Source organism: Cupriavidus basilensis (assembly GCF_000876015.1).
Taxonomy (GTDB): Bacteria; Pseudomonadota; Gammaproteobacteria; order Burkholderiales; family Burkholderiaceae; genus Cupriavidus; species Cupriavidus basilensis_B.
Genome location: NZ_BBQM01000032.1, coordinates 15,814 through 42,093, shown reverse-complemented (window position 1 = coordinate 42,093; position 26,280 = coordinate 15,814). Strand labels below are relative to the sequence as shown.

Here is a 26,280-nt window from a genome sequence, read left to right as displayed (position 1 = left end):
CCAGGGCGGGGCGGGCGCGCTTGCGCCCATCCCGGCCGGGCGAGCCTTGTGCGTGCCTGGCGTGTTTTACTGACGGGGAATCGATCGTGCTAGTTGTAATTGGCTATGTTGTCGTGATGGCGGCGGTGCTTGGTGGATACGCCATGACCGGTGGCCATATGGGCGCGCTTTATCAACCGGCAGAGCTGGTCATCATCGCCGGTGCCGCAATCGGCGCGTTCATCAGTTCCAACAACGGCAAGGCCATCAAGGCCACCCTGCGCGCGCTGCCGACGCTGTTCCGCAGCAGCAAGTACAGCAAGGCGCTGTACATGGAAGTGATGGCGCTGCTGTACGTGCTGCTGTCCAAGGCCCGCCGCGAAGGCATCCTGTTCCTCGAGAAGGAAATCGCGGACCCCGCGGCCAGCAGCGTGTTCAGCCAGTATCCGCGCATCCTCGCCGACCCGGCCATGATGGAGTTCCTCACGGACTACCTGCGCATGATGGTCAACGGCAACATGAATGCCTTCGAGATCGAGGCCCTGATGGACCACGAGATCGAGACCTACCGCCACGAGGCTGAGGTGCCCGCCCACGCGCTGTCGCGCGTCGGCGACGGCCTGCCGGCCTTCGGCATCGTCGCCGCGGTGATGGGCGTGGTGCACGCGCTGGCCTCGGCGGACCTGCCGCCGGCGGAACTCGGCGCGCTGATCGCCCACGCGATGGTCGGCACCTTCCTCGGCATCCTGCTGGCCTACGGCTTCGTCTCGCCGCTGGCCGCGCGCGTCGAGCACCAGGTGGCCGAGTCCCTCAAGATGTACGAGTGCATCAAGGTCACGCTGCTTGCCTCGCTCAACGGCTACGCCCCGCTGGTGGCCGTCGAGTTCGGCCGCAAGGTGCTGTACTCCAGCGAACGCCCCTCCTTCCTCGAGCTGGACGACCACGTCCGCGAGGTCAAGAGCATCACCTAAGCGGCAGGAGCTACAGCCATGAGCAACGCCCACGACATGCGTCCGATTGTCGTCCGCAAGTCGCGCCAACACGCGAAGCCGCACGGCAACCACAGCTGGAAGATTGCCTACGCCGACTTCATGACGGCGATGATGGCGCTGTTCCTGGTGCTGTGGCTGCTGCGCGCGTCGACGCCGAAGGACCTGGTGCAGATCGCGGAGTATTTCCGCACGCCGCTCAAGGTGGCGGTGGCGGGCGGCAACAAGAGCAGCCTGTCGTCGAGCGTGATTCCCGGCGGCGGCATGGACGTCACGCGCCAGGACGGCGACGTGCGCAAGAGCGCCGACGACGCCGCGCAGAAGGCCCGCGAGCGCCAGGAAGGCGAGCGCCTGCGCGCGCTCAAGAACCGGCTCGAGCAGATCATCGAGAACAACCCGGTGCTGCGCCAGTTCCGCCCGCAGCTGCTGCTGGACATCACCAGCGAGGGCCTGCGCATCCAGATCCTGGATACGCAGAACCGCCCGATGTTCCGCACCGGCAGCGCCGCGGTCGAGCCGTACATGCGCACCATCCTGCGCGAGATCGGCCCGGTGCTCAACGAGATGCCCAACAAGGTCAGCCTGTCGGGCCATACCGACGCGGCCAACTATTCCAACGGCGAGCGCACGTACAGCAACTGGGAGCTGTCGTCGGACCGCGCCAACGCGTCGCGGCGCGAGCTGGTCGCCGGCGGCATGAACGAAGGCAAGGTGCTGCGCGTGATCGGCCTGGCCGCGACCATGCCGCTCGACAAGAAGGACGAGCTGGCGCCGATCAACCGCCGCATCAGCATCGTGGTGCTGAACCAGCGCGCGCAGGCCCGCATCGAGGCCGAGAACGCCAGCGCCGCCGAGGTCACGGTGTCGGCCAAGGCGGGCGAGGTGGGCAAGGAAATGCAGGCGGAGCTGTCCGCCGCCTCCGCGCCCGCCGCGGCCTCGGCCCCGGCGCCCGCGGCCACCGCAGCGCCGGCCGCGCCCGCCACCGCACCAAGCAATCCCGCCGCGCCCCCGGCCCAGGCTCCAGCCAGCAGGAGCCGTGTTCAATGAAGTCCGCCCGCCATGCCGGCGGCGGCCTTCACCGCCAATTTCAGTGAGCCAGGACGGTTATGTCTGTCGATATCGATATCACACAGTTCTATCAGACCTTCTTCGAGGAAGCCGAGGAGCTCCTCGTGGAAATGGAGCAGCTGCTGCTCGGGCTGGATCTCGAATCCCCCGACGCGGAAGAGCTCAACGCCATCTTCCGCGCGGCCCACTCCATCAAGGGCGGTGCGGCCACCTTCGGCTTTGCGGCACTGACCGAAACCACGCACCTGCTGGAGAACCTGCTCGACCGCACGCGGCGGCGGGAGCTGACGTTGTCCCGCACCATCATCGACACTTTTCTGGAAACCAAGGACGTGTTGCAAGATCAGCTCAACGCCTACCGTAACGGTACCGAACCCGATCCGGAAACGCTGGCGCGCATCTGCGCCGTCCTGCAACAACTGGCGCTGGAGACCGCCGGCGGCGGCGCGCCCGCGCCCGCCGCGGCGCCCGCGCCGGCCCCGGTGGCAGCCGCGCCCGCGCCGGCAGCCGGCGGCGGCGGCCTCAAGGTGACGCTGGTCAACGTCTCGGCGGCCGACCAGGCGCTGCTGCGCGACGAGCTCGGCAACCTCGGCGAGATCACCGGCCAGAAGGAAGAGGGCGCCAACCTCACCGTGTGGCTGTCGACCCAGTGCAGCCCCGATGACATCATCGCGGTGTGCTGCTTCATCGTCGACGGCGACCAGATCGTGGTGGAAGCGGCCGATGCGCCGGCCGCCCCGGCCGCCGCCGAAGCGGCCCCGCCGGCGGCCGCCGCGCCGGCGCCGGCCCCCGCTCCCGCCGCTGCCGCGCCGGCCGCCGCGCCCGCCCCGGCCAAGGAAAAGGCCAAGGCCGCGCCGGCCGCCGCCGCCCACGCGCAGGAGTCCGGCTCGATCCGCGTGCCCACCGAGAAGGTGGACCAGATCATCAACCTGGTCGGCGAGCTGGTCATCACGCAGTCGATGCTGGCGCAGACCGCCTCGGCGCTCGACCCGGTGCTGTTCGACCGCCTGTTCTCCGGCATGGGCCAGCTCGAGCGCAACGCGCGCGACCTGCAGGAAGCGGTGATGTCGATCCGCATGATGCCGATGGACTACGTGTTCTCGCGCTTCCCGCGCCTGGTGCGCGACCTTGCCGGCAAGCTCGGCAAGCAGATCGACCTGGTCACGTTCGGCAAGGCCACCGAGCTCGACAAGAGCCTGATCGAACGCATCATCGACCCGCTCACCCACCTGGTGCGCAACAGCCTCGACCACGGCATCGAGACGCCGGACAAGCGCGTGGCCGCCGGCAAGGAGCCGACCGGCCAGCTGATCCTGTCCGCGCAGCACCACGGCGGCAACATCGTGATCGAGGTCAGCGACGACGGCGGCGGCCTGCGCCGCGACAAGATCCTGGCCAAGGCCGTGCAGAACGGCCTGCCGGTGTCGGAGAACATCAGCGACGACGAAGTCTGGCAACTGATCTTCGCGCCGGGCTTCTCCACCGCCGAGGCCGTGACCGATCTCTCCGGGCGCGGCGTGGGCATGGACGTGGTCAAGCGCAACATCCAGGAAATGGGCGGCCACGTCGAGGTCAGCTCGCGCGCCGGCCAGGGCACCACCACGCGCATCGTGCTGCCGCTCACGCTGGCCATTCTCGACGGCATGTCGGTCAAGGTCGGCGCGGAAACCTTCATCCTGCCGCTGAACTGCGTGATGGAGTCGCTGCAGCCCAAGCCCGAGGACGTGCACACCGCGGCCAACAACGACCGCGTGATGCACGTGCGCGGCGAATACCTGCCGCTGCTGGAACTGCACCGCGTGTTCAACGTGGACGAAGCCGTGCAGGAGCCGACCCAGGGCATCGCCGTGATCCTGCAGGCCGAAGGCAAGCGCTTCGCGCTGCTGGTGGACCAGCTCATCGGCCAGCACCAGGTGGTGCTGAAGAATCTCGAAACCAACTACCGCAAGGTGCCCTGCATCTCCGCCGCCACCATCCTGGGCGACGGCAGCGTGGCGCTGATCGTGGACGTCGGCGCGCTGCAGCGCACCGGCGTGCGCCGGCAGGACCCGGTACTTGCATAACGTTGCTTAACGCTCAGGAGAACAACACATCATGGCCGGCATCGGACACATCGATACCCCCGGAAGCGAAGCCGCGGGGCAGGAGTTCCTGGTTTTCACGCTGGGGAGCGAGGAATACGGCATCGACATCCTCAAGGTGCAGGAGATCCGCGGCTACGACGCGGTGACGCGCCTGGCGAACGCGCCGGACTTCATCAAGGGCGTGACCAATCTGCGCGGCGTGATCGTGCCGATCGTCGACCTGCGCCTGAAGTTCCGCCTCGGCAACGTGCGCTACGACCACCAGACCGTGGTCATCATCCTGAACATCGCCGGGCGCGTGGTCGGCATCGTGGTGGACGGCGTGTCCGACGTGCTGACGCTGACCGGCGACGCCATCAAGCCGGCGCCGGAGTTCGGCGTGTCGGTCTCCAACGAGCACCTCACCGGCCTCGGCACCGTGGACGGCCGCATGCTGATCCTGATCGACATCGAGAAACTGATGACCAGCGCCGAGATGGAACTGGTCGAGGCCGAGCTCGCGTGAGCCCGTCCGCAGCCGCCATAGCATCAAGCATCCCGTAGCAGGCAACAGATGACGCAGCCCCGCCCCACCGCCTTCGCCGCCGGCCACGCGCCGGCGCAGCCCGCCTCGCTGCGGCGCGACGAGCCGCGGGACTTCCTGTTGACGGAACGCGACTTCGAGAAGATCCGCGCGATGATCCATCGCCGCGCGGGCATCTCGCTGGGCAGCCACAAGCGCGAGATGGTGTACAGCCGCCTGGCGCGGCGCCTGCGCACGCTGCAGCTCACCGATTTCGGCACCTACCTGGCCATGCTGGAGGCGGACGACCGCACGGACGAGTGGGAGTTCTTCACCAATTCGCTGACCACCAACCTGACCTCGTTCTTCCGCGAGGCGCATCACTTCCCGCTGCTGGCCGAGCACGCCAAGAAGATCGGGCGGCCCTACTCGGTCTGGTGCTCGGCCGCGTCCACCGGCGAGGAGCCTTACTCCATCGCCATCACGCTGGCCGAGGCGCTGGGCGACCGCGCCGGCACCGTGCTGGCCACCGACATCGACACCCAGGTGCTGGCCAAGGCCCGCGCCGGCGTCTACACCGCCGAGCAGGTCAGCAAGCTGTCGGCGGAGCGGCTCAAGCGCTTCTTCCTCAAGGGCACCGGCCAGCGCGCCGGCGCGGTCAAGGTCAAGCCGGACCTGGCGGGCACCATCGACTTCCAGCCGCTGAACCTGCTGGCGCCGGACTGGGGCATCCGCGAGAAGTTCGACGCGATCTTCTGCCGCAACGTGATGATCTACTTCGACAAGCCGACCCAGGGCCGCATCCTGGAGCGCTTCGTGCCGCTGCTCAAGCCGCACGGCCTGCTGTTCGCGGGGCACTCGGAGAATTTTTCCTACGTCACGCGCGCGTTCCAGCTGCGCGGGCAGACGGTGTACGAGCTGGCGCCGCCGTCGGCGCGGCTGGGAGGTTCGTGATGCGCACCCCCCACCTGCCGGAAGCGATCGCCACCCGCACCTATTTCGACCGCGAGTTCGGCAAGCAGGCCATCAAGCTGCTGCCCAACGAGTACTACGTGACGCGCGAGGACGTGGTGCTGACCACCGTGCTGGGCTCCTGCGTGGCGGCCTGCATCCGCGACGAGACCGCCGGCGTGGGCGGCATGAACCATTTCATGCTGCCCGACGACGACGGTGCCGGCGCCGGCGCGGACCGCCTGCTGTCGGCGTCGATGCGCTACGGCAGCTACGCGCTCGAAGTGCTGATCAACGACCTGCTCAAGATGGGCGCGCGCCGCGAGCGGCTCGAGGCCAAGGTCTTCGGCGGCGGCGCGGTGCTGGCCAACATGACCACGCTCAACATCGGCGACCGCAACGCCGAGTTCGTGCTCAAGTACCTCAAGACCGAGGAAGTGCGCGTGGCCGCGCAGGACCTGCGCGGCCCGCACGCGCGCCGCGTGAGCTATTTCCCGCTGACCGGGCTGGCGCTGGTGCGCCGCCTCACGCGGCAGGACGACCAGGTCGTGGTCGAGCGCAACGAACGCGCGCTGGCCCGCGCCATTGCCACCGCACCCGCCACCGGCGGCGCCGAGCTGTTTCCCCGGCGTTCGCCGTCGGCAGCCGCTTCCTGAACCGACAAGGATTTTCCAAGACATGAGTGCGGCCAAGATCAAGGTATTGTGCGTGGACGATTCCGCGCTGATACGCAGCCTGATGACGGAGATCATCAATAGCCAGCCCGACATGGAGGTGGTGGGCACCGCCCCCGACCCGCTGGTGGCGCGCGATCTGATCAAGCGCCTGAACCCGGACGTGCTCACGCTCGACGTGGAAATGCCGCGCATGGACGGGCTGGACTTCCTCGAGCGCCTGATGCGCCTGCGCCCGATGCCGGTGCTGATGGTGTCCTCGCTGACCGAGCGCGGCTCCGAGATCACCATGCGCGCGCTGGAGCTGGGCGCGGTGGATTTCGTCACCAAGCCCAAGCTCGGCATCCGCGACGGCCTGATGGAGTACACCGACACCATCGCCGACAAGATCCGCGCCGCGGCGCGCGCGCGCCTGCGCACGGCGTCTCCCGCGCCGGCCGGCGACGCCGCCGCGCCGGCCGCGCCGATGCTGCGCAGCCCGCTGCTGTCCACGGAAAAGCTGATCATCGTCGGCGCCTCCACCGGCGGCACCGAGGCGATCAAGGAATTCCTGATGCCGATGCCGCCGGACTGCCCGGCGGTGATGATCGTGCAGCATATGCCGGCCGGCTTCACGCGCTCGTTCGCGCAGCGCCTGGACGGCCTGTGCCGCATCACGGTCAAGGAAGCGGAGCACGGCGAACGCGTGCTGCCGGGCTACGCCTACATCGCGCCGGGCGACTCGCACCTGCGCCTGGCGCGCAGCGGGGCCAACTACGTGGCCCACCTGTCGCAGGAGCCGGCGGTCAACCGCCATCGCCCGTCGGTGGAGGTGCTGTTCGACTCCGCCGCGCAGCACGCCGGCAAGAACGCCATCGGCGTGATGCTCACCGGCATGGGGCGCGACGGCGCGCAGGGCATGCTGCGCATGCGCGAGGCCGGCGCCTACAATCTGGCGCAGGACGAAAGCACCTGCATCGTATTCGGCATGCCGAAGGAGGCGATAGCCGCCGGCGGCGTGCATGAGGTGGTACCGCTGCACGCGATGAGCCAGCGCGTGATGGCGCGCCTGGCGACCTTCGGCGCGCGCGCGCAGCGGGTCTGACCGGGCACTGGCGCCCGCCCGGCCGCGCGCAAGCGGCCCGGCTGGCGCAGGTATTGAAACAACCGAAGCAACTTTCCACAACTGTATTGGAGCCGTTAGAGTGGACAAGAACATGAAGATCCTGGTGGTCGATGACTTCCCCACCATGCGCCGCATCATCCGCAACCTGCTCAAGGAGCTGGGCTTTTCCAACGTCGAGGAAGCCGAGGACGGCGCCGCCGGCCTGGAGAAGGTCAAGGACGGCAGCTTCCAGTTCGTCGTGTCCGACTGGAACATGCCGAACATGGACGGCCTGAGCATGCTGCAGGCGATCCGCGCCGAAGCCACGCTGGCCAAGCTGCCGGTGCTGATGGTGACGGCCGAGGCCAAGAAGGAAAACATCATCGCCGCCGCGCAGGCCGGCGCCAACGGCTACGTGGTCAAGCCCTTCACGGCCGCCACGCTCGACGAGAAGATCACCAAGATCTTCGAAAAGCTGGCCAAGGAAGGGGCATAAGGTGAGCGATATGTCGACGACTCCGACTCTCAGCAACGAATCTGCCGAGCAGCTTTTCCAGCGCATTGGCGCCCTGACACGGATGCTGCGCGACAATATGCGCGAATTGGGGCTCGACAAGGAAATCGAGCGTGCCGCGCAGGCCATCCCCGACGCCCGCGACCGTCTCAGCTACATCGCCTCGATGACCGAGCAGGCCGCCGAGCGCACGCTCAATGCCGTGGAACTGGCGCAGCCGCTCCAGTCCGGCATGGAAAAGCAGGCCGAGGCGCTGGACAAGCGCTGGGAAGCCTGGTTCGACAAGCCGGTCGAGCTGGCCGACGCGCGCGAGCTGGTGCTCGACACGCGCGCCTTCCTGACCGACGTGCCCCAGCAGGCGCGCGCCACCGGCAGCCACCTGCTGGAGATCATGATGGCCCAGGACTTCCAGGACCTGACCGGCCAGGTCATCAAGAAGATGATGGACATGATCCGCTCGCTGGAGCAGGAGCTGCTGCAGGTGCTGATCGACAACGTGCCGGCCGACCGCCGGGTGGACACCCCCGCCACGTTGATGAACGGCCCGCAGATCAACCCCGAAGGCAAGCACGACGTGGTTTCCGACCAGTCGCAGGTGGACGACCTGCTCGCCAGCCTGGGTTTCTGAGCCCCGCACCGGCGCACGCGGTGCCGCGCGCGGCGCCCGCGTGCGCCGCGGCGCCTCCCCCGGGGGGAGGCGCCATCGCGCAAACAGCGCCAGAATCCCCGCCCTATTCCCGCTAATGCCCGCCGCTTCGCGCTCCGATAATCGTTGCTGACGAAGGGCCAGCATGCCGCTTCGTAACGGAGCGGCCATGTCCGAAGAAAGCGATCTCGAGAAAACCGAACCCGCCTCACCCCGGCGCCTGGAAAAGGCGCGCGAGGAAGGGCAGGTCGTGCGCTCGCGCGAACTGGCCACCCTGATGATGCTGATGAGCGGCGTGGCCGGCCTGTGGGCGCTGGGCGGCACGCTCGGCAGCAAGCTCAACGCCGTGATGCAAGCCAGCCTGGCCTTCGAGCCGGCCACGGCGTTCGACACCTCGCGCATGATGTCGCGCTTCGCCATGAACGTCTGGGAAGGCCTGCTGGCCTTCCTGCCGCTGCTGCTGCTGTTCGGCGCGGCGGCGCTGGCCGGCCCCATGCTGCTGGGCGGCTGGCTGTTCTCCACCCAGTCCCTCGCACCCGATTTCTCCCGCCTGTCCCCGCTCAAGGGCGTGGGCCGCCTGTTTTCCTCGCAATCGCTGGTGGAGCTGGCCAAGGCCATCGCCAAGGCCCTGCTGGTGGGCAGCGTGGCGGCCTGGGTGCTGTGGCACCGCCTGGGCGAGGCGGTGGCGCTGATGAACGCGCCGCTGCACGAGGCGCTGCTGCACATGCTGGAGTTCGTGCTCCACTGCTGCGGCCTGATCGCCGCCTCGCTGGTGCTGGTGGCGGCGCTCGACGTGCCCTGGCAGTACTGGACCTTCTTCAAGAAGCTGCGCATGACCAAGGAAGAGGTCAAGCAGGAGCACAAGGACAGCGAGGGCGACCCCCACATCAAGAACCGCATCCGCCAGCAGCAGCGCGCGATGGCGCGCCGCCGCATGATGTCCGAGGTGCCCAAGGCCGACGTGGTCGTGACCAACCCGACCCACTTCGCCGTGGCGCTGCGCTACGAGGAAGGCCGCATGGGCGCGCCGCGCGTGGTCGCCAAGGGCAGCGAGGAAGTGGCCGCGCGCATCCGCGAGATCGCCGCCGAGCACAACGTGCCGCTGCTGTCGGCGCCGCCGCTGGCGCGCGCGCTGCACCGCCACGTCGAACTGGGCCACGAGATCCCGTCCGGCCTCTACACCGCCGTGGCCGAAGTGCTGGCCTGGGTCTATCAACTGAAGCACTGGCACCACACCAACGGCCCGCACCCGCAGGCGCCCGCGGACCTGCTGGTGCCTGACGAACTCGCCGTACCGGAAAGCCACGCATGAACGCACTGACCTCGCTGTTCAACCTGCCCGGCGCGCGCGCCGGCGGCGGCCAGATGAAGGCCCTGGCAGGGCCGCTGCTGATCATCATGATCCTGGGCATGATGATCCTGCCCCTGCCGCCCTTCGTGCTGGACCTGCTGTTTACGTTCAACATCGCGCTGTCGATCATGGTGCTGCTGGTGGGCATGTACACGCAGAAGGCGCTGGACTTCGCCGCCTTCCCGTCGGTGCTGCTGTTCTCCACGCTGCTGCGCCTGTCGCTCAACGTGGCCTCCACGCGCGTGGTGCTGCTCGAGGGCCACACCGGTCCGGACGCCGCCGGCAAGGTGATCGAGGCCTTCGGCCACTTCCTGGTGGGCGGCAACTTCGCGGTGGGCATCGTGGTGTTCGCCATCCTGGTGGTGATCAACTTCATGGTCATCACCAAGGGCGCGGGCCGCATCGCCGAAGTCGGCGCGCGCTTCATGCTCGACGCCATGCCGGGCAAGCAGATGGCGATCGACGCCGACCTCAACGCCGGCCTCATCAACGAAGAAGGCGCCAAGAAGCGCCGCGCCGAAGTGGCGCAGGAATCGGACTTCTACGGCGCGATGGACGGCGCCAGCAAGTTCGTGCGCGGCGACGCCATCGCCGGCCTGCTGATCATGTTCATCAACATCGGCGCCGGCATGGTGGTGGGCATGCTCCAGCACGACCTGGACTTCTCCACCGCGGTGCGCAACTACACGCTGCTGACCATCGGCGACGGCCTGGTGGCGCAGATCCCCGCGCTGGTGATCTCCACCGCCGCGGGCGTGATCGTCTCGCGCGTGGCCAACGAGCAGGACGTGGGCCAGCAGCTCACCGGCCAGCTTTTCTCCAACCCGCGCGTGATGTACCTGACCGGCGGCATCATCGGCATGATGGGCCTGATCCCCGGCATGCCGCATTTCGCCTTCCTGCTGTTCGCCGGCGCGCTGGTGTGGTTCGGCCGCTACGTGTCGCGCCGCGACGTGGCGGCGGCGCAGGACAAGAAGCGCGAGGAGCGCGTGCCCGCCACCGCGCCGGAATCGACCGAGGCGAGCTGGGACGACGTCTCGCTGGTCGACCCGCTCGGCATGGAAGTGGGCTACCGCCTGATCCCGCTGGTGGACCGCGCGCAGAACGGCGAGCTGCTGGGCCGCATCAAGAGCATCCGCAAGAAGGTGGCGCAGGAGATCGGCTTTCTGGTGCCGGTGGTGCACATCCGCGACAACCTCGAGCTCAAGCCCAACGCCTACCGCATCTCGCTCAAGGGCGTGGAGATCGGCCGCGGCGAGGCCTCGCCGGGCCAGTGGATGGCCATCAACCCCGGCCAGGTGTCCGGCGCGCTGCCCGGCGCGCCCACGCAGGACCCGGCCTTCGGCCTGCCGGCGGTGTGGATCGACGCCGCGCTCAAGGAGCAGGCGCAGACCTACGGCTACACCGTGGTGGACGCCAGCACGGTGGTGGCGACCCACCTCAACCACCTGATCCACCTGCACGCGGCCGAGCTGCTCGGCCGCCAGGAAGTGCAGGCGCTGCTGGACCGCATCGCCAAGGAGTCGCCCAAGCTCACCGAGGACCTGGTGCCCAAGGTCATCACGCTCACGGCGCTGCAGAAGATCCTGCAGAACCTGCTCGACGAAAGCGTGCCGATCCGCGACATGCGCACCGTGCTGGACGTGGTGGCCGAGCACGCGCCCAAGATCAGCGACCCGAACGAGCTCACCGCGCTGGTGCGCGTGGCGCTGGGCCGCGCCATCACCCAGCAGTGGTTCCCCAACGGCGCGGACCTGCAGGTGATCGGCCTCGACGCGGGGCTGGAGCGCGTGCTGTCGCAGGCGCTGACCAACGGCGGCGGCATCGAGCCGGGCCTGGCCGACGCGCTGCTGCAGCAGACGCAGGCCGCGGTATCGCGCCAGGAACACCTGGGGCTGGACCCCGTGCTGCTGGTGCCGCATCCGCTGCGCCCGCTGCTGGCACGCTTCCTGCGCCGGACCATGCCGCAGCTCAAGGTGCTCTCGCATGCCGAGGTGCCGGACAACCGAAACATCAGGATCACCGCCATGATCGGCGGCGCAGCGTGAGGGATGACGCAAGATGAGCGTAGCTAAATTCGTTGCGGCCAACGGCCGCGAGGCCCTGCGCCAGGTGCGCGAGGCGATGGGCCCGGACGCCGTGGTGCTGTCCAACCGCACCGTCGAGGGCGGCGTGGAGATCGTCGCCATGCGCGACACCGATCTCGGCGCGATTTCCAGCAACGCCCCGGTCTTCACGCCGCCGCCGGCCACCGTGGCGGTCGACGGCGCGCTGGGCGACCTGCGCGGCGAACTGCAGAACATGCGCGCCATGATGGAGCGCCAGTTCGCCGGCCAGGCCGCGGCCGTCGGCACGCACAGCCTGCCCGCCACCGGCGGCGACCCGCTGCGCGACTCGCTGTTCAACTGGCTGGTCACGGCCGGTTTCTCCGGCCAGCTCGCGCGCACGCTGCTGGGCCACCTGCCGCTCGGCCACGACCGGCCCGCCGCCATGACCTGGATCCGCCAGGAGCTGGCGCGCAAGGTGCCGGTGCTCGGCGACGAGGACGCGCTGTTCGCGCAGGGCGGCGTGCTGGCGCTGGTCGGCCCCACCGGCGTGGGCAAGACCACCACCACCGCCAAGCTGGCCGCGCGCTTCGTGCTCAAGCACGGCCCGGAACGGCTCGCGCTGCTGACCACCGACACCTTCCGTATCGGCGCGCACGAGCAGCTGCGCATCTACGGCGACATCCTCGGCGTGCCGGTGCACGCGGTCAAGGACGCCTCCGACCTGCGCTTCGCGCTGGCCGCGCTCAGCGAGAAGCACCTGGTCATCATCGACACCGTCGGCATGAGCCAGCGCGACCGCAGCCTGTCCGAGCAGATCGCCATGCTGGGCGGCGTGCAGGCCCCGGTGCAGCGCATCCTGCTGCTCAACGGCGCCAGCCACGGCGACACGCTCAACGAAGTGGTGCACGCCTACCGCCACGACACCTCGCCCGACGGCGGCATCGACGGCTGCATCGTCAGCAAGCTCGACGAAGCCACGCACCTGGGCTCGGTGCTCGACGTGGTGATCCGCCACCGCCTGCCGGTCTACTACGCCTCCACCGGCCAGCGCGTGCCCGAGCACCTGGAGCTGGCCAGCGGCACCGCCCTGGTCGAGCGCGCCTTCCAGACCCCGCGCCGCGGCTCCGTGTTCGCCGAGGCCGAAGCCGCGCGCCGCGCCTTGCCCGCGCGCGGCGAAGGCGCCGCCGCCACCGGCGCCGACGGCATGCTGCGCTCGCTGACCGACAGCGCCAACGCCGTGAGCGACTGCGTCGACCAGCTCGACGGCGGCAACTACGGTTTCGACCTGGTGCGCACGCTCTGGCAGCAGCGCGCGGACAGCGCGCCCTCGGCGCGGCTGATGGCGCAGCACGTGCGCGAGTCCGTCTGCCGCGACCTGGTGCGCCAGTGCGACCGCTTCGTGCTCGCGCTGAGCGCCGTGGTGGCCGCGCCCGCGGCCGGCCGCCGCGCCGCGCGCCCGTGGCTGCACACGCTGTGGCTGGCCGACCGCGACGGCTTGCCGCTGGCCGCCGCCGTGGCGCCCGGCGGGCGTATCGCGCCGGTGCTGCAGGCCACGCAAGGCGGCTGGGAGACCGACGCGGTCAACCTGGCCGCCACCATCGCCGCCACGCGCACCGTTGTCAACGTGCTCGACGCCATGCCGGCGCCGGCCATGCTGGCGCGCTGGCAGACCGCGGGCGAGCGCTGGCTCACCGCCACCCGCAGGACCACGCGCGTGGTCAGCGGCGGCGCCGCGCTGAAGGTCGACGCGCTGGCCGACACGCTGACCTTCCACGCCGTCGAGGAAATGGAATACCGCGGCCGCGCCGCCGCGCAGTGGGTCGCGCAGGCGCCGGTGCGCGTGCTGGAAAGCCAGGCGCGCGGCGCGCGCGGCGCCGAGGGCGGCATCGAAGCCGGCCTGCTGGTCTCGCGCGTGGTCGATCTCGACAACGGCCAGACCCTGGCCGTGCAGTACCTGCTGTGCGATCCCGCGCTGCTCGGCGAGGGCGCGCAGCTGGCGCGCTGGGCGCGCTGGGCCGAAGACGGCGAGGCGCAGCTGCGCACGCTCGGCCATGCGCTCGACCACCTGAGCCAGGGCGAGCGCCAGGACGGCGCCGGCGATGCCGCCCAGGCCGAGGGCCAGGCCTGCGCGCGCCTGCTGGCCCTGCAGATGGCCATCGCCTCGCTGCGCCTGGAGCAGGCCGGCGACACCGAGGCCGCCGCCTTCCTCGCGCGCCTGTCGGCGCGCGCGCCGGCGCGCCAGACCCCGAACGCCGCGGTGCTGGTCGAAGGCATGGGCCGCCTGCTGGCGCTGCTGGACGTGCTGGAGAACTACCCCGCGCGCAACGGCCGCGCCGCCGTCCGCGATGCGGCGCCCGCTGTTTCAGCCGCTGTTTCTGCCACTGTCTCCACCGCCGCTTCCACCGCCATTTCCACCGTCGCTTCCGCCACGGAGGCGGACGCCTTTACCGACAGCAGCCGCATGTTCAAGGCACTGGCGCAGGTGCAGGGGGAGTAGGACGTGAATTCTCTCGCCCTCGACCAGGCCGAAAGCCTGCGGCGCATGCTGGCGCCGCGCGTCACGCGCCGCATCGCGGTGGTGGCGAGCGACGCCGGCGCCGGCGCCACCACGGTCGCGCTCGGCCTGGCCAACGCGCTCGCCATGCAGGGCGAGCGCGTGCTGCTGATCGACGAAGACCGCGCCGGCGCGCGCGCCACGCGGCTGTCCGGGGCGGCGCCCGCCGCCACGCTGGACGCCGTGCTGGGCGGCGCCGCCACGCTCGAGGCCGCGCTCGGCCAGCGTCCCGCCGGCGCCATCGGCGTGCTGCCCGCCAGCGCCCAGGCCGGCGGCGACCTGCAACTGCTCAACGGCTACCGCACCGTGCTCAGCGATGCGCGCGGCGACGCCGATGGCGCGCTGTCGCCGATGGCCGCCGCGGCCCACAACCTGATCGTGGTGCTGCGCGCGGAGCCGGCCTCGATCAAGGCCGCCTACGCCTGCATCAAGCAGCTCAACCATCTCTACGCCTGCCGCCGCTTCCACCTGGTGGTCAACGCCGCGCCCAGCGACGCGGCCGCCACCGCGGTGCTCGGCAACCTGGCGCGCACCGCCAGCCAGTACCTCGGCGTGGACGCGCGCGCGGCGGGCAGCCTGCCGCTCGACCCGCTGGTCGCGCGCAGCGCGGCGCTGGGCCGCTGCGTGGTCGAAGCCTTCGCGGCCGCGCCGGCCACGGCCGCCCTGCGCCGCCTGGCCACCGGCGTCGCCGCCTGGCCGTTGCCCGCGGCGGCGGAAAACCGTTCAACCCCTCCGGCCACGCCCCTGGCGCCGCCGGCCACGGCCCTGGCCTGAACGCCGGGCCTGCAAGCAAGCTAGGACTCACGAGAATTCCACCATGTACACGATTCAGGGAAAGCTCGAACAGACGGATACGGTGACCGCGCATGCGTCGCTGGTGCGTCGCATCGCCTTGCAACTCGCCGCCAAGCTGCCCGCCAGCGTCCAGCTCGACGACCTGATCCAGGCCGGCATGATCGGCCTGCTCGATGCCGCCAAGCGCTACGAAGATACCCACGGCGCGCGCTTCGAGACCTACGCCAGCCAGCGCATCCGCGGCGCCATGCTCGACGAGGTGCGCGCCAACGACTGGCAGTCGCGCAGCCTGCGCCAGTTCACGCGGCGCATCGAGCGTACCGTGCGCGGCCTCGAGCAGACGCTCGGCCGCACGCCGCTGGACTCCGAGGTGGCGCAGGAGCTGGAGCTGCCGCTGGAGGAATACCAGACCCTGCTCAACGAGGTCTACGGCTGCCAGTTGCTGCACTATGAAGACTTCGAGCGCTCCGGCGAGGAAGATTTCCTGGACCGCCACCTGAGCGTCAGCGACGACGGCAACCCGCTCACCGTGCTGATGGAAAGCGGCATGCGCGAAGCGCTGATCCGCGCCATCGAGCGCCTGCCCGAGCGCGAGAAGCTGGTGCTGTCGCTGTGCTACGACCAGGAGCTCAACCTGCGCGAGATCGGCGCCGTGCTCGACGTCACCGAATCGCGTGTGTGCCAGATCCGCAGCCAGGCCATCACGCGCCTGCGCTCCCAACTGCGCGGCCTGCTATGACCCTGCCGCTGCGCTGGTCCCGCTGTCTCGCCGTGGCGGCGCTGGCCGCCTGCGGCGGCCACGGCTGGGCCGGCCCGGCCGGGCAGACGCTGCACTCGTGGTCGGCTTCCGTGAGCGGCCCCGCGCTGTACGGCAAGGGCCTGCGCACCGTCTCCGCGCCCATCACGCCCACCGGCTACCTGCCGCAGGCCGAAGGCGCGATCACCACGGTGCGCTGGCGCTACGCCTTCAACCGCACGCCGCCGCACGACCTGCAGGCCTACCTGTGCAACGCGCAGCGCTGCGTGCTGTTGTCCGGCGCCGAAGGGCTGACCGATGCGTTCGGCGGCGACGATGCCGCCAACGGTTTCGTCTTTGCGTTCCAGGTACCGGGCAGGGGCGCGCTGACGCCGGTCCTGCAAGGGCAGTCGGGGCAGGTGGTGGTGGGATACCGGTAGGCGTCAGCGGTCCCTTCTCCGGCGGTTCCTTCTCTTCACGGCGCGCTGGCCGCCAGTGCCGCGCAGCACGGGCCGGTCTGTGCATGGCCGGTCTGCAGGCCTTGCCTGAACAGGTTCGGCGGGACGTTCATGGATCTCCGGGGTTCAGGCGAAGCGGCAGGAAATGCTGCCGAGCCGGTCGTAGTCGACATGGAAGGTGTCGCCGGGCGCCGCCGCCACCGGGCGGGTGAAGGAGCCGCCCAGGATCACCTGGCCGGCCTCCAGCGTGACGTCGTAGGGTGCCAGCTTGTTGGCCAGCCAAGCCACGCCCCTGGCCGGGTGGTTGAGCACCGCCGCGGAAACCCCGGATTCCTCGATCACGCCGTTGCGGTAGAGGATCGCCGGCACGCGACGCAGGTCGATCTCGCCTAGCCGCACGGCGCGCCCGCCCATGACCACCCCGGCGTTGTCGGAGATGGTGTCGACGACCTTGCGCGTGGCTTTGGTCTCCGGGTCCACCTGCTCGATGCGCGCGTCGATGATCTCCAGCGCCGGGATCACCCATTCGGTGGCGTCGAGCACGTCGAACAGGTTGACGCCGGGCCCGCGCAGCGGCTTGCCGAGGATGAACGCCAGCTCCACTTCGACGCGCGGCACGATGAAGCGCGCGCACGGAATGTCGCCGCCTTCGTCGAAGAACATGTCGTCGAGCAGCGCGCCGTAGTCCGGCTCCGCGATGTTCGACGAGACCTGCATGGCGCGCGAGGTCAGGCCGATCTTGTGGCCCTTGAGCACGCGGCCGCCGGCGATCTTCTGCGCCACCCAGGCGCGCTGGATGGCGTAGGCGTTCTCGATGGCCAGGGCCGGGTAGTCGAGGGAAAACTGCCGCACCTGCCGGCGCGAGCGCTCGGCGGCGTCGAGACGGGTGGCGGCTTCCTGGATCAGGGCGGAGTCGAGCATGGCGTTGTCTCTCGGCGGGGGTTGACCACGGCGGCCGGCGTCAGCCCGCCTGGCCCTTGAGGAAGGCGTGGACGTTGTTCTGCTTGTAGTTGAGCTCCGCATCCAGCTCGCTCATCTCGAAAGACAACGCCAGCGGGCGCCGCGCCTGCAGTTCGGCGAAGTGGGCCTTGATTACCGCGAACAGCGCGTCGGCGACCTGCCGGCGGGTTGCCAGGTCGCGCCCGGCGCCCACCTTCAGGCTCATGTGGACGAAGGCGTAGTCGTGCCGGCCGTCGGCCATGCGCCAGGTGTCGATGCGCACGGCGCGGCTGCGGATGCCGCCGTGCGGGAAGATCCCGCTCGCGCCGAGACAGGCATGGACCTGCTCGAACAGGCCGGGCAGGTCGGCCTCGGCTTCGATGTTGTGGGTGTATTCGGCGATGAAGTGCGGCATGGCGGCTTCCTCAGAGGCGGCTGGCGCAAGGGTTGCCGGCGCCGGCCCAGGCCTGCGCGGCGGGTATCGCCGCGCCGTCCTGCGGGGTGACCGGCAGCACGGCGTTGGTCTGCCCGGTGCCGGAGGAACCGAAGTAGGGCGTCACCACCTCCGCCTTGCCGTCATAGGCGGACCAGCCGAGCGCGCCCAGCAGCATGGCGGTGTCGTGCATGAAGCCTTCGCCGTGGCCCTTGGCGGCGTACTCGGGCAGCATGTCGCAGAAGGCCCGCCACTCGCCTCGCTGCCACATCGCCAGCACCTGATGGTCGAGGGTCTCGAGGAACGGGGTCCAGATGCGGTCGGCGAACGACGGCGCCTGGCCGTTCTGGGCGAAACGGTGGGACAGCGAGCCGCTGGCCAGGAAGGCCACGGTGCCGTCGTAGTGTTCCTCGACCGCCTTGCGCATGGCCCAGCCCAGGCGCGCGCTGTCGTTGAGATAGTGCACCGTGCACATCGCCGAGACCGAGATCACCTTGAAGTGCTGGTCCTGGTTCATGTAGCGCATCGGCACGAGCGTGCCGTACTCGGGCGCGAGCGTGGTGGCGTCGTGGGCCAGCACGTCCACGTCCATGGCCCTGCAACCATCGGCGAGGATGCGACCGAGTTCGGGGTTGCCCGGGAAGCCGTACTCCATGTTGGCGATGAAGTGCGGCAGTTCGTTGCTGGTGTACAGCCCTTCGAAGCGCGGCGCGCAATTGACGTGGTAGCCGGCATTGACGAGCCAGTGGGTGTCGAACACCACGATGGTGTCCACCCCCAGCTCGCGGCAGCGGCGGCCGATCTCCTTGTGGCCGTCGATGGCCGCCTGGCGGCTGCCGTGGCGGGGGCCGGGGAGTTCCGAGAGGTACAGCGAAGGAACGTGAGTGGTCTTGGCAGCTAGAGCGAGTTTGCCCATGTCGAGTCTCCTGGTGAGGGGCGCCGTGCCCGTTTCTTGTCCTTGTCGATGTCACGCCGGCGGTTGCGGCGGCCTCGGATGGCCGCTCTGTCGTCTGGCCACGCCTCACACGCCCCAGCGGGGAATGTGATGGCTGCCCATGGAAATGCACACGTTCTTGACCTCGGCGAAGACCTCGAAGCTGTATTCCCCGCCTTCGCGGCCGGTGCCCGAGCCCTTCACGCCGCCGAACGGCTGGCGCAGGTCGCGCACGTTCTGGCTGTTGACGAAGACCATGCCGGCCTCGATGCCGCGCGCCAGGCGATGGGCTTTGCCGATGTCCTGGGTCCAGATGTAGGAGGCCAGGCCGTACTCGGTGTCGTTGGCCAGGCGCAGCGCCTCGGCCTCGTCCTTGAACTTCATCAGGCAGACCACCGGGCCGAAGATCTCTTCGCGGGCGATGCGCATGCGGTTGTCCACATCGGCGAATACCGTCGGTTGGATGAACTGCCCGCGAGACAAGTGTGCCGGCAGGTTGGCCGGGCGCTCCAGGCCGCCGGCGAGCAGGCGCGCGCCTTCCTCGATGCCGATGCGGATGTAGCCGGTGACCTTGTCGTAGTGGGCCTGGGTGATCATCGAGCCGATCTGGGTCTTCGGGTCCTGCGGGTCGCCGACGATCAGGCGCCGGGCGCGGGCGGCGAACGCCTCGACGAAGCGTTCATAGACCGTCTCCTGGATGAAGATGCGGCTGCCCGCGGTGCAGCGCTCGCCGTTCAGCGAGAAGATGGTGAACAGCGCGGCGTCGAGCGCGCGGTCGAGGTCGGCGTCGTCGAAGACCAGCACCGGCGACTTGCCGCCCAGCTCCATCGAATACTTCTTCAGCCCGGCGGCCTGCATGATCTTCCTGCCGGTGGCGGTGCCGCCGGTGAAGGAGATGGCGCGCACGTCCGGGTGGCGGACCAGGGCCTCGCCGGCGGTGGCGCCATAGCCCTGCACCACGTTGAGCACGCCCGGCGGAATGCCGGCTTCGAGGGCCAGGCGGCCCAGCTCGTTGGCGGTCAAGGGCGAGAGTTCGCTCATCTTCAGCACCGCGGTGTTGCCCAGCGCGAGGCACGGCGCGGTCTTCCAGGTGGCGGTCATGAACGGCACGTTCCACGGCGACACCAGTCCGCACACACCCACCGGCTGGTACAGGGTGTAGTTGAGCATCTGGTCGTCCACCGGGTAGCTGTGGCCGTCCATGCGCGTGCAGACCTCGGCGAAGAACTCGAAGTTGTGCGAGGCGCGGGGGATCAGCACGTTCCGGGTCTGGTGGATCGGCAGGCCGGTGTCGAGGGTTTCCAGCTCGGCCAGCCTGGGCACGTTGCGGTCGATCAGCTCGCCCAGCTTGCGCATCAGCTTCGCGCGTTCGCGCGCCGGGGTGCCGGCCCATTTCGGGAAGGCTTCCCTGGCCGCCGCGACGGCCAGGGCGATTTCCTCGGCGCCGCCGCTGGCGACCTCGGCGATGACCTCGGTGGTGGCCGGGTTGACGGTTTCGAAGACGGTCCTGCTTTCGACCTCGCGGCCGTTGATCCAGTGCCTGATCATGGTTCTGCCTCCGCTTGTTACGGGCGGGCGCGGTTCGCGAAGAACTCGGCCTCGCTGACGATTCGGTTGGCCAGGCGGCCGACGCCTTCCACTTCCACCACCACTTCGTTGCCCGGGACCACGTCGGCCAGGCCTTCCGGCGTGCCGGTGGCGATCATGTCCCCCGGCTGCAAGGTCATGAAGCTGGAGAAATATTCGACCAGGAAGGGGATGTCGAAGATCATGTCCGCGGTGGTGCCTTCCTGCTTCAGCTCGCCGTCGATCCAGGTGCGCAGCGTCAGCCTCGACGGGTCGGGCACCTCGTCGGGCGTGACGATCCAGGGGCCGACCGGGGTGGTGGCGTCGCGGTTCTTCACGCGCAGGTTGGGCCGGTAGTAATTCTCCAGGTAGTCGCGGATCGCATAGTCGTTGCACACCGTGTAGCCGGCCAGGAAGGCGAGGGCGTCGTCGCGCCCGACGTTGCGCGCCGTCCTGCCGATCACCGCCACCAGTTCGCACTCATAGTGCATGTAGGCCACGTTGTCCGGGCGCCAGGTGACCTGGTTGTGGCCGGTGTAGGCGCCGCGCGACTTGATGAACGCCAGCGGCTCGGTGGGTGCCATGAAGGCCAGCTCGGCGGCGTGGTCGGCATAGTTCAGGCCGAGGGCGAACATGCTGCCGCTGGCCGGCGGCAGCCATTCCACCTGGCGTTCGCCGAGCAGGCGGCCATCGGCCAGGCGCACGGCGTTGCCGGCCTCCACCGTGACGGCGTGCATTGCTCCCTGGTAGCGGATGCGTGCGTGCTTCATCTCAGACCGCCTCCGCCACGATGCGATTGCGCAGGCGGCCGAGGCCCTCGATCTCCACCACCACTTCGTCGCCCGGCTGCACGTCGACGCGGCCTTCGGGGGTGCCGGTGATCAGCACGTCGCCGGCATGCAGGGTCATGAATTCGCTGATCTCGGCGATCAAGCGGGGAATTCCGCGCACGAGGTTGGCGCTGCTATTTTCCTGGCGCAGCTCGCCGTTGACCAGCAGGCGGATCGGCAGCGCGTGCGGGTCGGCGATCTCGTCGCGGCCGATCACCTCGGTGCCCAGCGCGCAGAAGCCGTCGCGGCATTTGGCCTTGACCGCCGGGCGGTAATAGCTGTCTTCCGGCAGGCTGAACTCGTTGACGATCACGTAGCCGGCCACGTAGTCCATGGCCTGTTCCTCACCGACGCGGCTGGCGTCGCGGGCAAGCACCACGCCCAGCGCCGGGCCAGGCTGCAGGCGTTCGGTGCCGGCGGGGAAGACCACCGCCTGGCCGTCGCCGTTGCGCGTATTGGGTGTCTTGATGAACAGCACCGGCTTGACCGGCGGCTTCTGGTAGGGCGGCCGCTGGAATTCCTCCAGCCGGCCGCGCAACAGGCCCTGGTAGTTCAGCGCGACGCCGAACAGGGTGCCCGTTGCGGCTTCGCTGACAGCGCGGCGCATGGCTTCGTTCTCCTGGTTCCATCGGGATCGCCGTCGGGCGCCCCGATTTCATTAACATGTTATCTTTATAGTTAAGATATTAACTACAGTCAAGTCATTGCTCAAGAGGATCCCCCAGTAGCGACATCTCGCCCAAGATCATTGCCAGGAGCCAGACGGATGAGTCGGTGCCGCGGTGATATGCGTGCGATAGCGGTAGCGGGTTTGCCGGCAGGAACCAGGATGGTTAAAATCTTATCCAATTCCAGTCGAGCATCCCCGCATGTCCAGTCCGCGCCCGTCCCTGACCCTCACGCTGCTGCAAGCGCGTGAGGCCGCCATGGCTTTTTTTCGGCCTTCGCTCAATCAGCATGACCTCACCGAACAGCAGTGGCGCATCGTGCGCATCCTTCGCCAGCAGGGCGAGATGGAAATCTACCAACTGGCGCAGCAGGCCTGCATCCTCAAGCCGAGCATGACCGGCGTGCTGGCGCGCATGGAGCGCGACGGCCTGGTGCGCCGCTGGAAGTCCGGGCACGACCAGCGCCGCGTGCTGGTGTGCCTGAGCGAGGCGGGGCAGCAGTGCTTTGTCGATATGAGCGAGGACATGGAGAGAAACTACCGGCGCATCCTCGCGCAGTTCGGCGAGGACAAGCTGCGACTGCTGCTCGGGCTGCTCGACGAGCTCAAGCACATCAAGCCTTGAGGTTCTCGTCCGGCCAAATTCCGCGGCGAGCGCCCGGGGGCGCGAGATTGCGCTGGTTGGCCTGATGCGGTGCTGATGCGGCGCGAGGATCCGCGCCTGTTCCAGCGCTTCAACCAGTTGATCGAGCGGCACTACCCCGAGCGCTGGCTGCTTGGCGCTCACGCCGGGCAGCGTGCTTCGGCGGCGGATAGATCGGGACGTTCAGGAGGGTGCTGCGCGGCCTTGCAAGGGCGCTGCGGCTTCCGGTGGTGATGTCGGTGGATTGTGCAGGTTTGCCGGAGGAGTTGGTCGCACCTGGCTGCATGGTTGTACCGCTTTGCCGCGCAAGATCAGGCAATGGAGCGTCTCACCAGTTCCTTCGTATTTGCCATTGCCCTCGATGCGGATCGAACTGTCAGGCGACCACGCCAGGTTCGTGAATCCACCGCCGGAGAAGATGTAATCGCCAACGCGAAAATCGGTGCCATGCGCTGTACTCGACCATTCCATGAGTTCTTGGGATCCCAATGTTCATGATCGAATGGCCGAAAGCGCCCATCTTGGTGCCATCGGTGGTGGTGCGACTGCCTTTTCCGGCCAACTGCTTCATGGTCAAGCCTCCATCTCCATCCAACGTTGCAAGGTCATCCGCGGTCGCGGTCGGCTTTCAGCAGTTTGAGCCGCGTTTGTCCATCGGGGGTGAAGTGCGTGCCGAAGCGCACCAGCCCGGCCTGATGCAGGTGGCAGCTCATGGTGAAGCTAAGCAGCATGCCGGGCTCGGTCTCTTCGATGGTGAGGTCGATCGCCTTCAGCCTCGGCTCGTAACGCAGCAGCGTGGTTTCGATTTCGCGCTTGAGCGTATGCGCGGAGGCGGGCAGGTGCCGGTAGATGCGGGACAGATCGCCAAGACCATAGTCCGGCAGATGGGCCAGGCCGCCGCGGCGGCTGTTGAGGATGCGCTGGATGTTGTCCTGCACCGAGAGGAAGGTCTGTGTGGCCGCGTCGAATTCGCCGATCGGGGCTCCGTTCGCAAAATGCCCCGTCACGGCCTCGAAGAACCCTGGCCCGCCACGCATCACGCGCTCGCCTGCGCGCCCACGCAGGTTTCCTCAAAGCTCAGCCCGATGCCGTCCGCCTCGGAGAACGATAGCTGGATTGACTTCGGCATCTGCCGGTCGGCCATGCGCACCAGTAGCTCGCGCGATAGCACCGGCAGAATCTGCTGGTCAAGCAGGCTGTCGATATTGCGCGCTCCGGAATCGGGCAGCAGGCAGGCCCGCACCAGTTCGGCGACCAGCGCGTCGCCGCAGCTCAGCGGCATGCCGAAGCGATTTGCGATCCGCTGAGCTACCCTGGCAAGCTTCATCCGCACAATCGCGGTCATGGCCTCGGCCGACAGCGGGCGGTACACGATGGTCTGGAAGCGTGCCAGCAGCGCCGGCTGGAAGCGATCGATCAGCAGCGGACGAATCGCTTCCATCAGGGTGCCGGTCGGGAGTTCGGCACCGGCCTGTGCCGCAGCGTCGGTTGCTGCCAGAATCTGCTCGCTGCCGAGATTCGAGGTCATCAGGATCACGGTGTTGCGGAAGTCGATTACCCGGCCTTCTCCGTCCCGCATGAAGCCGCGGTCGAATACCTGATAGAACAGATTCAGCACGTCGCGGTGGGCCTTCTCGACTTCATCCAGCAGGACAATGCTGTAGGGGCGCTGGCGGACCGCTTCGGTCAACACACCGCCTTCGCCATAGCCGACATAGCCCGGCGGCGATCCCTTTAGCTGCGAGACCGTGTGCGCTTCCTGGTATTCCGACATGTTGATGGTGATGAGCGAACGTTCGCCGCCGAACATCTGGTCAGCCAGCGCCCGAGCGGTTTCGGTCTTGCCGACGCCGGATGGCCCGACCAGCAGGAACACGCCCAGCGGCGCGTCCTCCGATTTCAGACCGGCCTTGGCGGTGCGCAGGCTCTTGCCCAGCGCGGCCAGCGCTTCGTCCTGGCCGACGACGACCTGGCCTAGACGCGTTTCCAGCGCCAGCAAGGTGGCGATTTCGCTCGACAGCAGGCTATCGACCGGCACCCCGGTCCAGTCGGCAATCACCTGAGCAATGGCGGTCTCGTCGACTTCTGCGTGGAGCAAGGCGGCGTGGCCGTGCCTGGCCAATGCCTGGTGGGCAGCCTGGATCGATGGCGCCAGATCCAGGCGGGCCGACTCGTCGGTGGCCGCCTGCCACTGCACGCGCAACGCGATCAAGGTTTCGGCGGCACGCTTCTGTTCGGCGAAGACGTGCGCGAACGCGTTCAACTCGCTGGCGAGCGCGGCGAGCCGCGCATCGATGGCCGCCAGCCGTTCACCGGCCTCGGCGCCGGTGGCGGCCTGGTCCTCCAGCAAGGCGGAGCGTTCGACCTCGAGCGCCCCACGCTTCGCTTCGCAGGCGGAAATGGCGATCGGAGTGGCCTCCAGGCTCATGCGCACGCGGGCGGCGGCAGTGTCGAGCAAGTCGACGGCCTTATCCGGCAACTGGCGCCCGGTCAGGTAGCGGCGCGACAGCCGGACAGCGGCGCCCACGGCCGCATCGGTGATATGCACGCCGTGGTGATGCGCATATCGCTCCTTCAGGCCCCGCAGCATCAGGCACGCGTTGTCGTCGGGCTCGTCGACCTTGATCATCTGGAAGCGGCGCTCCAGCGCGGCGTCGCGCTCGAAGTACTGCTTGTATTCGGACCACGTCGTGGCCGCAATGGTACGCAGCTCGCCGCGCGCCAGCGCCGGCTTGAGCAGGTTGGCCGCGTCGGCGCCGCCAGCGGTATTGCCGGCACCGATCAGGGTGTGGGCCTCGTCGATGAAAAGCAGAATCGGGGTCGGAGACTGCTGCACGGCCTCGATGACGTTCTTGAGGCGCTGCTCGAACTCGCCCTTGACCCCGGCACCGGCCTGCAGCAGACCCAGGTCCAACGTCAGCACGCTGACATCGCGGATGACGGCGGGCACATCCCCTTCGGCGATCTTTAGCGCGAGCCCTTCGACGAGCGCGGTCTTGCCGACACCGGGCTCGCCGACCAGAATCGGATTGTTCTTGCGGCGGCGCGCCAGAATGTCGACCATCTGACGGATTTCGACATCGCGGCCAAACACCGGGTCGATCTTGCCATCGCGTGCCTTTCGGGTGATATCGGTGGTGAAGCGGTCCAGCGCCAACGTGTCGGCCTGGCCGGGCATCGCCCTGCCCGGGGCAGGCGAGGTGGGCGCTGCCGCCGGTCCCGGCGTCAGCGGGTCGGGCGCTTGCCCGTCCGCTCCAGGGCCAATGGGCGAGGCCGCCTCGATCGAGATATTGTCCAGCTCGCGCATCAGCCGTTCGATCTGCACGGCCGACACGGACAGGAGCGGCCAGGCATCGGGCGCACGCAGCAGGTGCGGCGAGTCGGCTAGCGCCGCAAGCAGATGTGCCGAGCGGATGGGCCGAGCCTCGCCGGGGCCCGCCACTTCGAGCGAGGCGCGCATCCAGGCAGCTTCCAGCCACTGGCCGACGCGCTGCGAGAGGCCTGGCTTGCCGCGCAGGTCGTGCGGCAGCCGGTCGATGGCGGCCAGCAGCGCGTTCCAGATGCCGTCGACATCCAGTTCATAACGCCGCAGGATCGCCAGCAGGTCGCCGTCGCCCAACTCCAGCAGCTTGATCAGCCAGTGCTCGACCTCGATGTCCCGGTGGGCGCGTGTTTCACAGAGACTGGCTGCCTCGGTGAGGGCTTGGGCGCAGTGGTCGTTCAGGCGACGCAGGAACGGGGAAGGATCGCGGGCGGTCATGGCGTGGGAGGAAGAACGCAGGAAGGGGAAAATGGGGCGCGCGGACCACGGCATGTCGTCCATGCAAGACGGCCA

At 68.8% G+C, this 26,280-nt stretch carries 25 protein-coding genes; 16 read left to right on the top strand and 9 right to left on the bottom strand.

Annotation, left to right across the window (positions count from 1 at the left end):
* Nucleotides 1-86: 86 nt before the first annotated feature.
* The 15 genes from motA to KF708C_RS31870 all read left to right on the top strand — a co-directional run bounded on the left by motA (nt 87) and on the right by KF708C_RS31870 (nt 16,415).
* Nucleotides 87-950, top strand: coding sequence for a flagellar motor stator protein MotA (gene motA / locus KF708C_RS31940; RefSeq protein WP_029044407.1), 864 nt, complete (start codon nt 87-89; stop codon nt 948-950).
* An 18-nt stretch (nt 951-968) separates the two neighbouring features.
* Nucleotides 969-2,015 carry a flagellar motor protein MotB gene (gene motB, locus KF708C_RS31935; protein WP_059415746.1) on the top strand — a complete coding sequence of 349 codons (1,047 nt, stop codon included), beginning with the start codon at nt 969-971 and terminating at the stop codon, nt 2,013-2,015.
* Between the two features lie 59 nt (nt 2,016-2,074).
* On the top strand, nt 2,075-4,099 hold the full coding sequence (gene cheA, locus KF708C_RS31930; RefSeq protein WP_059415744.1) for a chemotaxis protein CheA: 2,025 nt from the start codon (nt 2,075-2,077) through the stop codon (nt 4,097-4,099).
* A gap of 31 nt (nt 4,100-4,130) precedes the next feature.
* Nucleotides 4,131-4,625: a chemotaxis protein CheW gene (gene cheW, locus KF708C_RS31925; RefSeq protein WP_020205571.1), complete on the top strand. Its 495-nt coding sequence runs from the start codon at nt 4,131-4,133 to the stop codon at nt 4,623-4,625.
* Nucleotides 4,626-4,673: 48 nt separating this feature from the next.
* Nucleotides 4,674-5,576, top strand: coding sequence for a CheR family methyltransferase (locus KF708C_RS31920; RefSeq protein WP_059415742.1), 903 nt, complete (start codon nt 4,674-4,676; stop codon nt 5,574-5,576).
* Nucleotides 5,576-6,229: a chemoreceptor glutamine deamidase CheD gene (gene cheD / locus KF708C_RS31915; protein ID WP_020205573.1), complete on the top strand. Its 654-nt coding sequence runs from the start codon at nt 5,576-5,578 to the stop codon at nt 6,227-6,229. The genes KF708C_RS31920 and cheD overlap by 1 nt, the downstream gene beginning before the upstream one ends.
* Nucleotides 6,230-6,251: 22 nt before the next feature.
* On the top strand, nt 6,252-7,331 hold the full coding sequence (locus KF708C_RS31910; protein ID WP_059415739.1) for a protein-glutamate methylesterase/protein-glutamine glutaminase: 1,080 nt from the start codon (nt 6,252-6,254) through the stop codon (nt 7,329-7,331).
* A gap of 100 nt (nt 7,332-7,431) precedes the next feature.
* Complete coding sequence (cheY, locus tag KF708C_RS31905) at nt 7,432-7,827, top strand: chemotaxis response regulator CheY (protein WP_020205575.1); 396 nt, start codon at nt 7,432-7,434, stop codon at nt 7,825-7,827.
* 10 nt (nt 7,828-7,837) lie between these two features.
* Nucleotides 7,838-8,473, top strand: coding sequence for a protein phosphatase CheZ (gene cheZ, locus KF708C_RS31900; protein WP_029044156.1), 636 nt, complete (start codon nt 7,838-7,840; stop codon nt 8,471-8,473).
* A gap of 187 nt (nt 8,474-8,660) precedes the next feature.
* On the top strand, nt 8,661-9,803 hold the full coding sequence (gene flhB / locus KF708C_RS31895) for a flagellar biosynthesis protein FlhB (RefSeq protein WP_020205577.1): 1,143 nt from the start codon (nt 8,661-8,663) through the stop codon (nt 9,801-9,803).
* Complete coding sequence (flhA, locus tag KF708C_RS31890; RefSeq protein WP_020205578.1) at nt 9,800-11,890, top strand: flagellar biosynthesis protein FlhA; 2,091 nt, start codon at nt 9,800-9,802, stop codon at nt 11,888-11,890. The genes flhB and flhA overlap by 4 nt, the downstream gene beginning before the upstream one ends.
* Nucleotides 11,891-11,903: 13 nt before the next feature.
* Complete coding sequence (gene flhF / locus KF708C_RS31885) at nt 11,904-14,387, top strand: flagellar biosynthesis protein FlhF (RefSeq protein WP_059415738.1); 2,484 nt, start codon at nt 11,904-11,906, stop codon at nt 14,385-14,387.
* A 3-nt stretch (nt 14,388-14,390) separates the two neighbouring features.
* A complete protein-coding gene (locus KF708C_RS31880; protein ID WP_197090459.1) occupies nt 14,391-15,218 on the top strand; it encodes a MinD/ParA family ATP-binding protein in 828 nt (275 codons plus the stop codon).
* Nucleotides 15,219-15,261: 43 nt separating this feature from the next.
* Entirely contained in the window at nt 15,262-15,978 is a 717-nt protein-coding gene (locus KF708C_RS31875; RefSeq protein WP_020205581.1) for an RNA polymerase sigma factor FliA, read from the top strand.
* Nucleotides 15,975-16,415, top strand: coding sequence for a flagellar protein FlhE (locus KF708C_RS31870; protein WP_020205582.1), 441 nt, complete (start codon nt 15,975-15,977; stop codon nt 16,413-16,415). The genes KF708C_RS31875 and KF708C_RS31870 overlap by 4 nt, the downstream gene beginning before the upstream one ends.
* 144 nt (nt 16,416-16,559) lie before the next feature.
* Here the strand turns inward: KF708C_RS31870 and hpaH are convergent, their stop codons facing one another.
* From hpaH to KF708C_RS31840, 6 genes are all read right to left on the bottom strand, one after another.
* Entirely contained in the window at nt 16,560-17,354 is a 795-nt protein-coding gene (hpaH, locus tag KF708C_RS31865; RefSeq protein ID WP_059415736.1) for a 2-oxo-hept-4-ene-1,7-dioate hydratase, read from the bottom strand.
* A 40-nt stretch (nt 17,355-17,394) separates the two neighbouring features.
* The gene (locus KF708C_RS31860) at nt 17,395-17,787 is read right to left on the bottom strand and encodes a 5-carboxymethyl-2-hydroxymuconate Delta-isomerase (protein WP_059415734.1); all 393 of its coding nucleotides are present in this window, start codon (nt 17,785-17,787) and stop codon (nt 17,395-17,397) included.
* 10 nt (nt 17,788-17,797) lie between these two features.
* Entirely contained in the window at nt 17,798-18,721 is a 924-nt protein-coding gene (gene hpaD, locus KF708C_RS31855; protein ID WP_059415732.1) for a 3,4-dihydroxyphenylacetate 2,3-dioxygenase, read from the bottom strand.
* 105 nt (nt 18,722-18,826) lie between these two features.
* The gene (hpaE, locus tag KF708C_RS31850) at nt 18,827-20,287 is read right to left on the bottom strand and encodes a 5-carboxymethyl-2-hydroxymuconate semialdehyde dehydrogenase (protein ID WP_059415730.1); all 1,461 of its coding nucleotides are present in this window, start codon (nt 20,285-20,287) and stop codon (nt 18,827-18,829) included.
* A gap of 17 nt (nt 20,288-20,304) precedes the next feature.
* A complete protein-coding gene (locus KF708C_RS31845; RefSeq protein ID WP_059415728.1) occupies nt 20,305-21,075 on the bottom strand; it encodes a fumarylacetoacetate hydrolase family protein in 771 nt (256 codons plus the stop codon).
* 1 nt (nt 21,076) lies between these two features.
* Nucleotides 21,077-21,742, bottom strand: coding sequence for a fumarylacetoacetate hydrolase family protein (locus KF708C_RS31840; RefSeq protein WP_059415726.1), 666 nt, complete (start codon nt 21,740-21,742; stop codon nt 21,077-21,079).
* A 262-nt stretch (nt 21,743-22,004) separates the two neighbouring features.
* Here KF708C_RS31840 and hpaR point away from each other — a divergent pair, with 262 nt between their 5' ends.
* The gene (gene hpaR / locus KF708C_RS31835; protein WP_020423938.1) at nt 22,005-22,427 is read left to right on the top strand and encodes a homoprotocatechuate degradation operon regulator HpaR; all 423 of its coding nucleotides are present in this window, start codon (nt 22,005-22,007) and stop codon (nt 22,425-22,427) included.
* Nucleotides 22,428-22,628: 201 nt separating this feature from the next.
* Here hpaR and KF708C_RS36215 read toward each other — a convergent pair whose 3' ends face one another.
* The 3 genes from KF708C_RS36215 to tssH form a co-directional block, all read right to left on the bottom strand.
* On the bottom strand, nt 22,629-22,916 hold the full coding sequence (locus KF708C_RS36215; RefSeq protein ID WP_156174047.1) for a hypothetical protein: 288 nt from the start codon (nt 22,914-22,916) through the stop codon (nt 22,629-22,631).
* A gap of 134 nt (nt 22,917-23,050) precedes the next feature.
* The gene (gene tssE, locus KF708C_RS31830) at nt 23,051-23,482 is read right to left on the bottom strand and encodes a type VI secretion system baseplate subunit TssE (RefSeq protein ID WP_020205590.1); all 432 of its coding nucleotides are present in this window, start codon (nt 23,480-23,482) and stop codon (nt 23,051-23,053) included.
* Nucleotides 23,482-26,205, bottom strand: a complete 2,724-nt coding sequence (gene tssH, locus KF708C_RS31825) for a type VI secretion system ATPase TssH (RefSeq protein ID WP_059415844.1) — start codon at nt 26,203-26,205, stop codon at nt 23,482-23,484. Before tssH ends, tssE begins: the two co-directional genes overlap by 1 nt.
* Nucleotides 26,206-26,280: the final 75 nt, after the last annotated feature.

What these genes read in the sequence shown, in the direction of transcription:
- motB (WP_059415746.1), top strand. Translation starts at nt 969, where the DNA reads ATGAGCAACGCCCACGACATGCGTCCGATTGTCGTCCGCAAGTCGCGC.
- cheA (WP_059415744.1), top strand. Translation starts at nt 2,075, where the DNA reads ATGTCTGTCGATATCGATATCACACAGTTCTATCAGACCTTCTTCGAG.
- cheW (WP_020205571.1), top strand. Translation starts at nt 4,131, where the DNA reads ATGGCCGGCATCGGACACATCGATACCCCCGGAAGCGAAGCCGCGGGG.
- KF708C_RS31920 (WP_059415742.1), top strand. Translation starts at nt 4,674, where the DNA reads ATGACGCAGCCCCGCCCCACCGCCTTCGCCGCCGGCCACGCGCCGGCG.
- cheD (WP_020205573.1), top strand. Translation starts at nt 5,576, where the DNA reads ATGCGCACCCCCCACCTGCCGGAAGCGATCGCCACCCGCACCTATTTC.
- KF708C_RS31910 (WP_059415739.1), top strand. Translation starts at nt 6,252, where the DNA reads ATGAGTGCGGCCAAGATCAAGGTATTGTGCGTGGACGATTCCGCGCTG.
- cheZ (WP_029044156.1), top strand. Translation starts at nt 7,838, where the DNA reads ATGTCGACGACTCCGACTCTCAGCAACGAATCTGCCGAGCAGCTTTTC.
- flhB (WP_020205577.1), top strand. Translation starts at nt 8,661, where the DNA reads ATGTCCGAAGAAAGCGATCTCGAGAAAACCGAACCCGCCTCACCCCGG.
- flhA (WP_020205578.1), top strand. Translation starts at nt 9,800, where the DNA reads ATGAACGCACTGACCTCGCTGTTCAACCTGCCCGGCGCGCGCGCCGGC.
- flhF (WP_059415738.1), top strand. Translation starts at nt 11,904, where the DNA reads ATGAGCGTAGCTAAATTCGTTGCGGCCAACGGCCGCGAGGCCCTGCGC.
- KF708C_RS31875 (WP_020205581.1), top strand. Translation starts at nt 15,262, where the DNA reads ATGTACACGATTCAGGGAAAGCTCGAACAGACGGATACGGTGACCGCG.
- KF708C_RS31870 (WP_020205582.1), top strand. Translation starts at nt 15,975, where the DNA reads ATGACCCTGCCGCTGCGCTGGTCCCGCTGTCTCGCCGTGGCGGCGCTG.
- hpaH (WP_059415736.1), bottom strand. Translation starts at nt 17,354, where the DNA reads ATGCTCGACTCCGCCCTGATCCAGGAAGCCGCCACCCGTCTCGACGCC.
- KF708C_RS31860 (WP_059415734.1), bottom strand. Translation starts at nt 17,787, where the DNA reads ATGCCGCACTTCATCGCCGAATACACCCACAACATCGAAGCCGAGGCC.
- hpaD (WP_059415732.1), bottom strand. Translation starts at nt 18,721, where the DNA reads ATGGGCAAACTCGCTCTAGCTGCCAAGACCACTCACGTTCCTTCGCTG.
- hpaE (WP_059415730.1), bottom strand. Translation starts at nt 20,287, where the DNA reads ATGATCAGGCACTGGATCAACGGCCGCGAGGTCGAAAGCAGGACCGTC.
- KF708C_RS31845 (WP_059415728.1), bottom strand. Translation starts at nt 21,075, where the DNA reads ATGAAGCACGCACGCATCCGCTACCAGGGAGCAATGCACGCCGTCACG.
- KF708C_RS31840 (WP_059415726.1), bottom strand. Translation starts at nt 21,742, where the DNA reads ATGCGCCGCGCTGTCAGCGAAGCCGCAACGGGCACCCTGTTCGGCGTC.
- hpaR (WP_020423938.1), top strand. Translation starts at nt 22,005, where the DNA reads ATGTCCAGTCCGCGCCCGTCCCTGACCCTCACGCTGCTGCAAGCGCGT.
- KF708C_RS36215 (WP_156174047.1), bottom strand. Translation starts at nt 22,916, where the DNA reads ATGGAATGGTCGAGTACAGCGCATGGCACCGATTTTCGCGTTGGCGAT.
- tssE (WP_020205590.1), bottom strand. Translation starts at nt 23,482, where the DNA reads ATGCGTGGCGGGCCAGGGTTCTTCGAGGCCGTGACGGGGCATTTTGCG.
- tssH (WP_059415844.1), bottom strand. Translation starts at nt 26,205, where the DNA reads ATGACCGCCCGCGATCCTTCCCCGTTCCTGCGTCGCCTGAACGACCAC.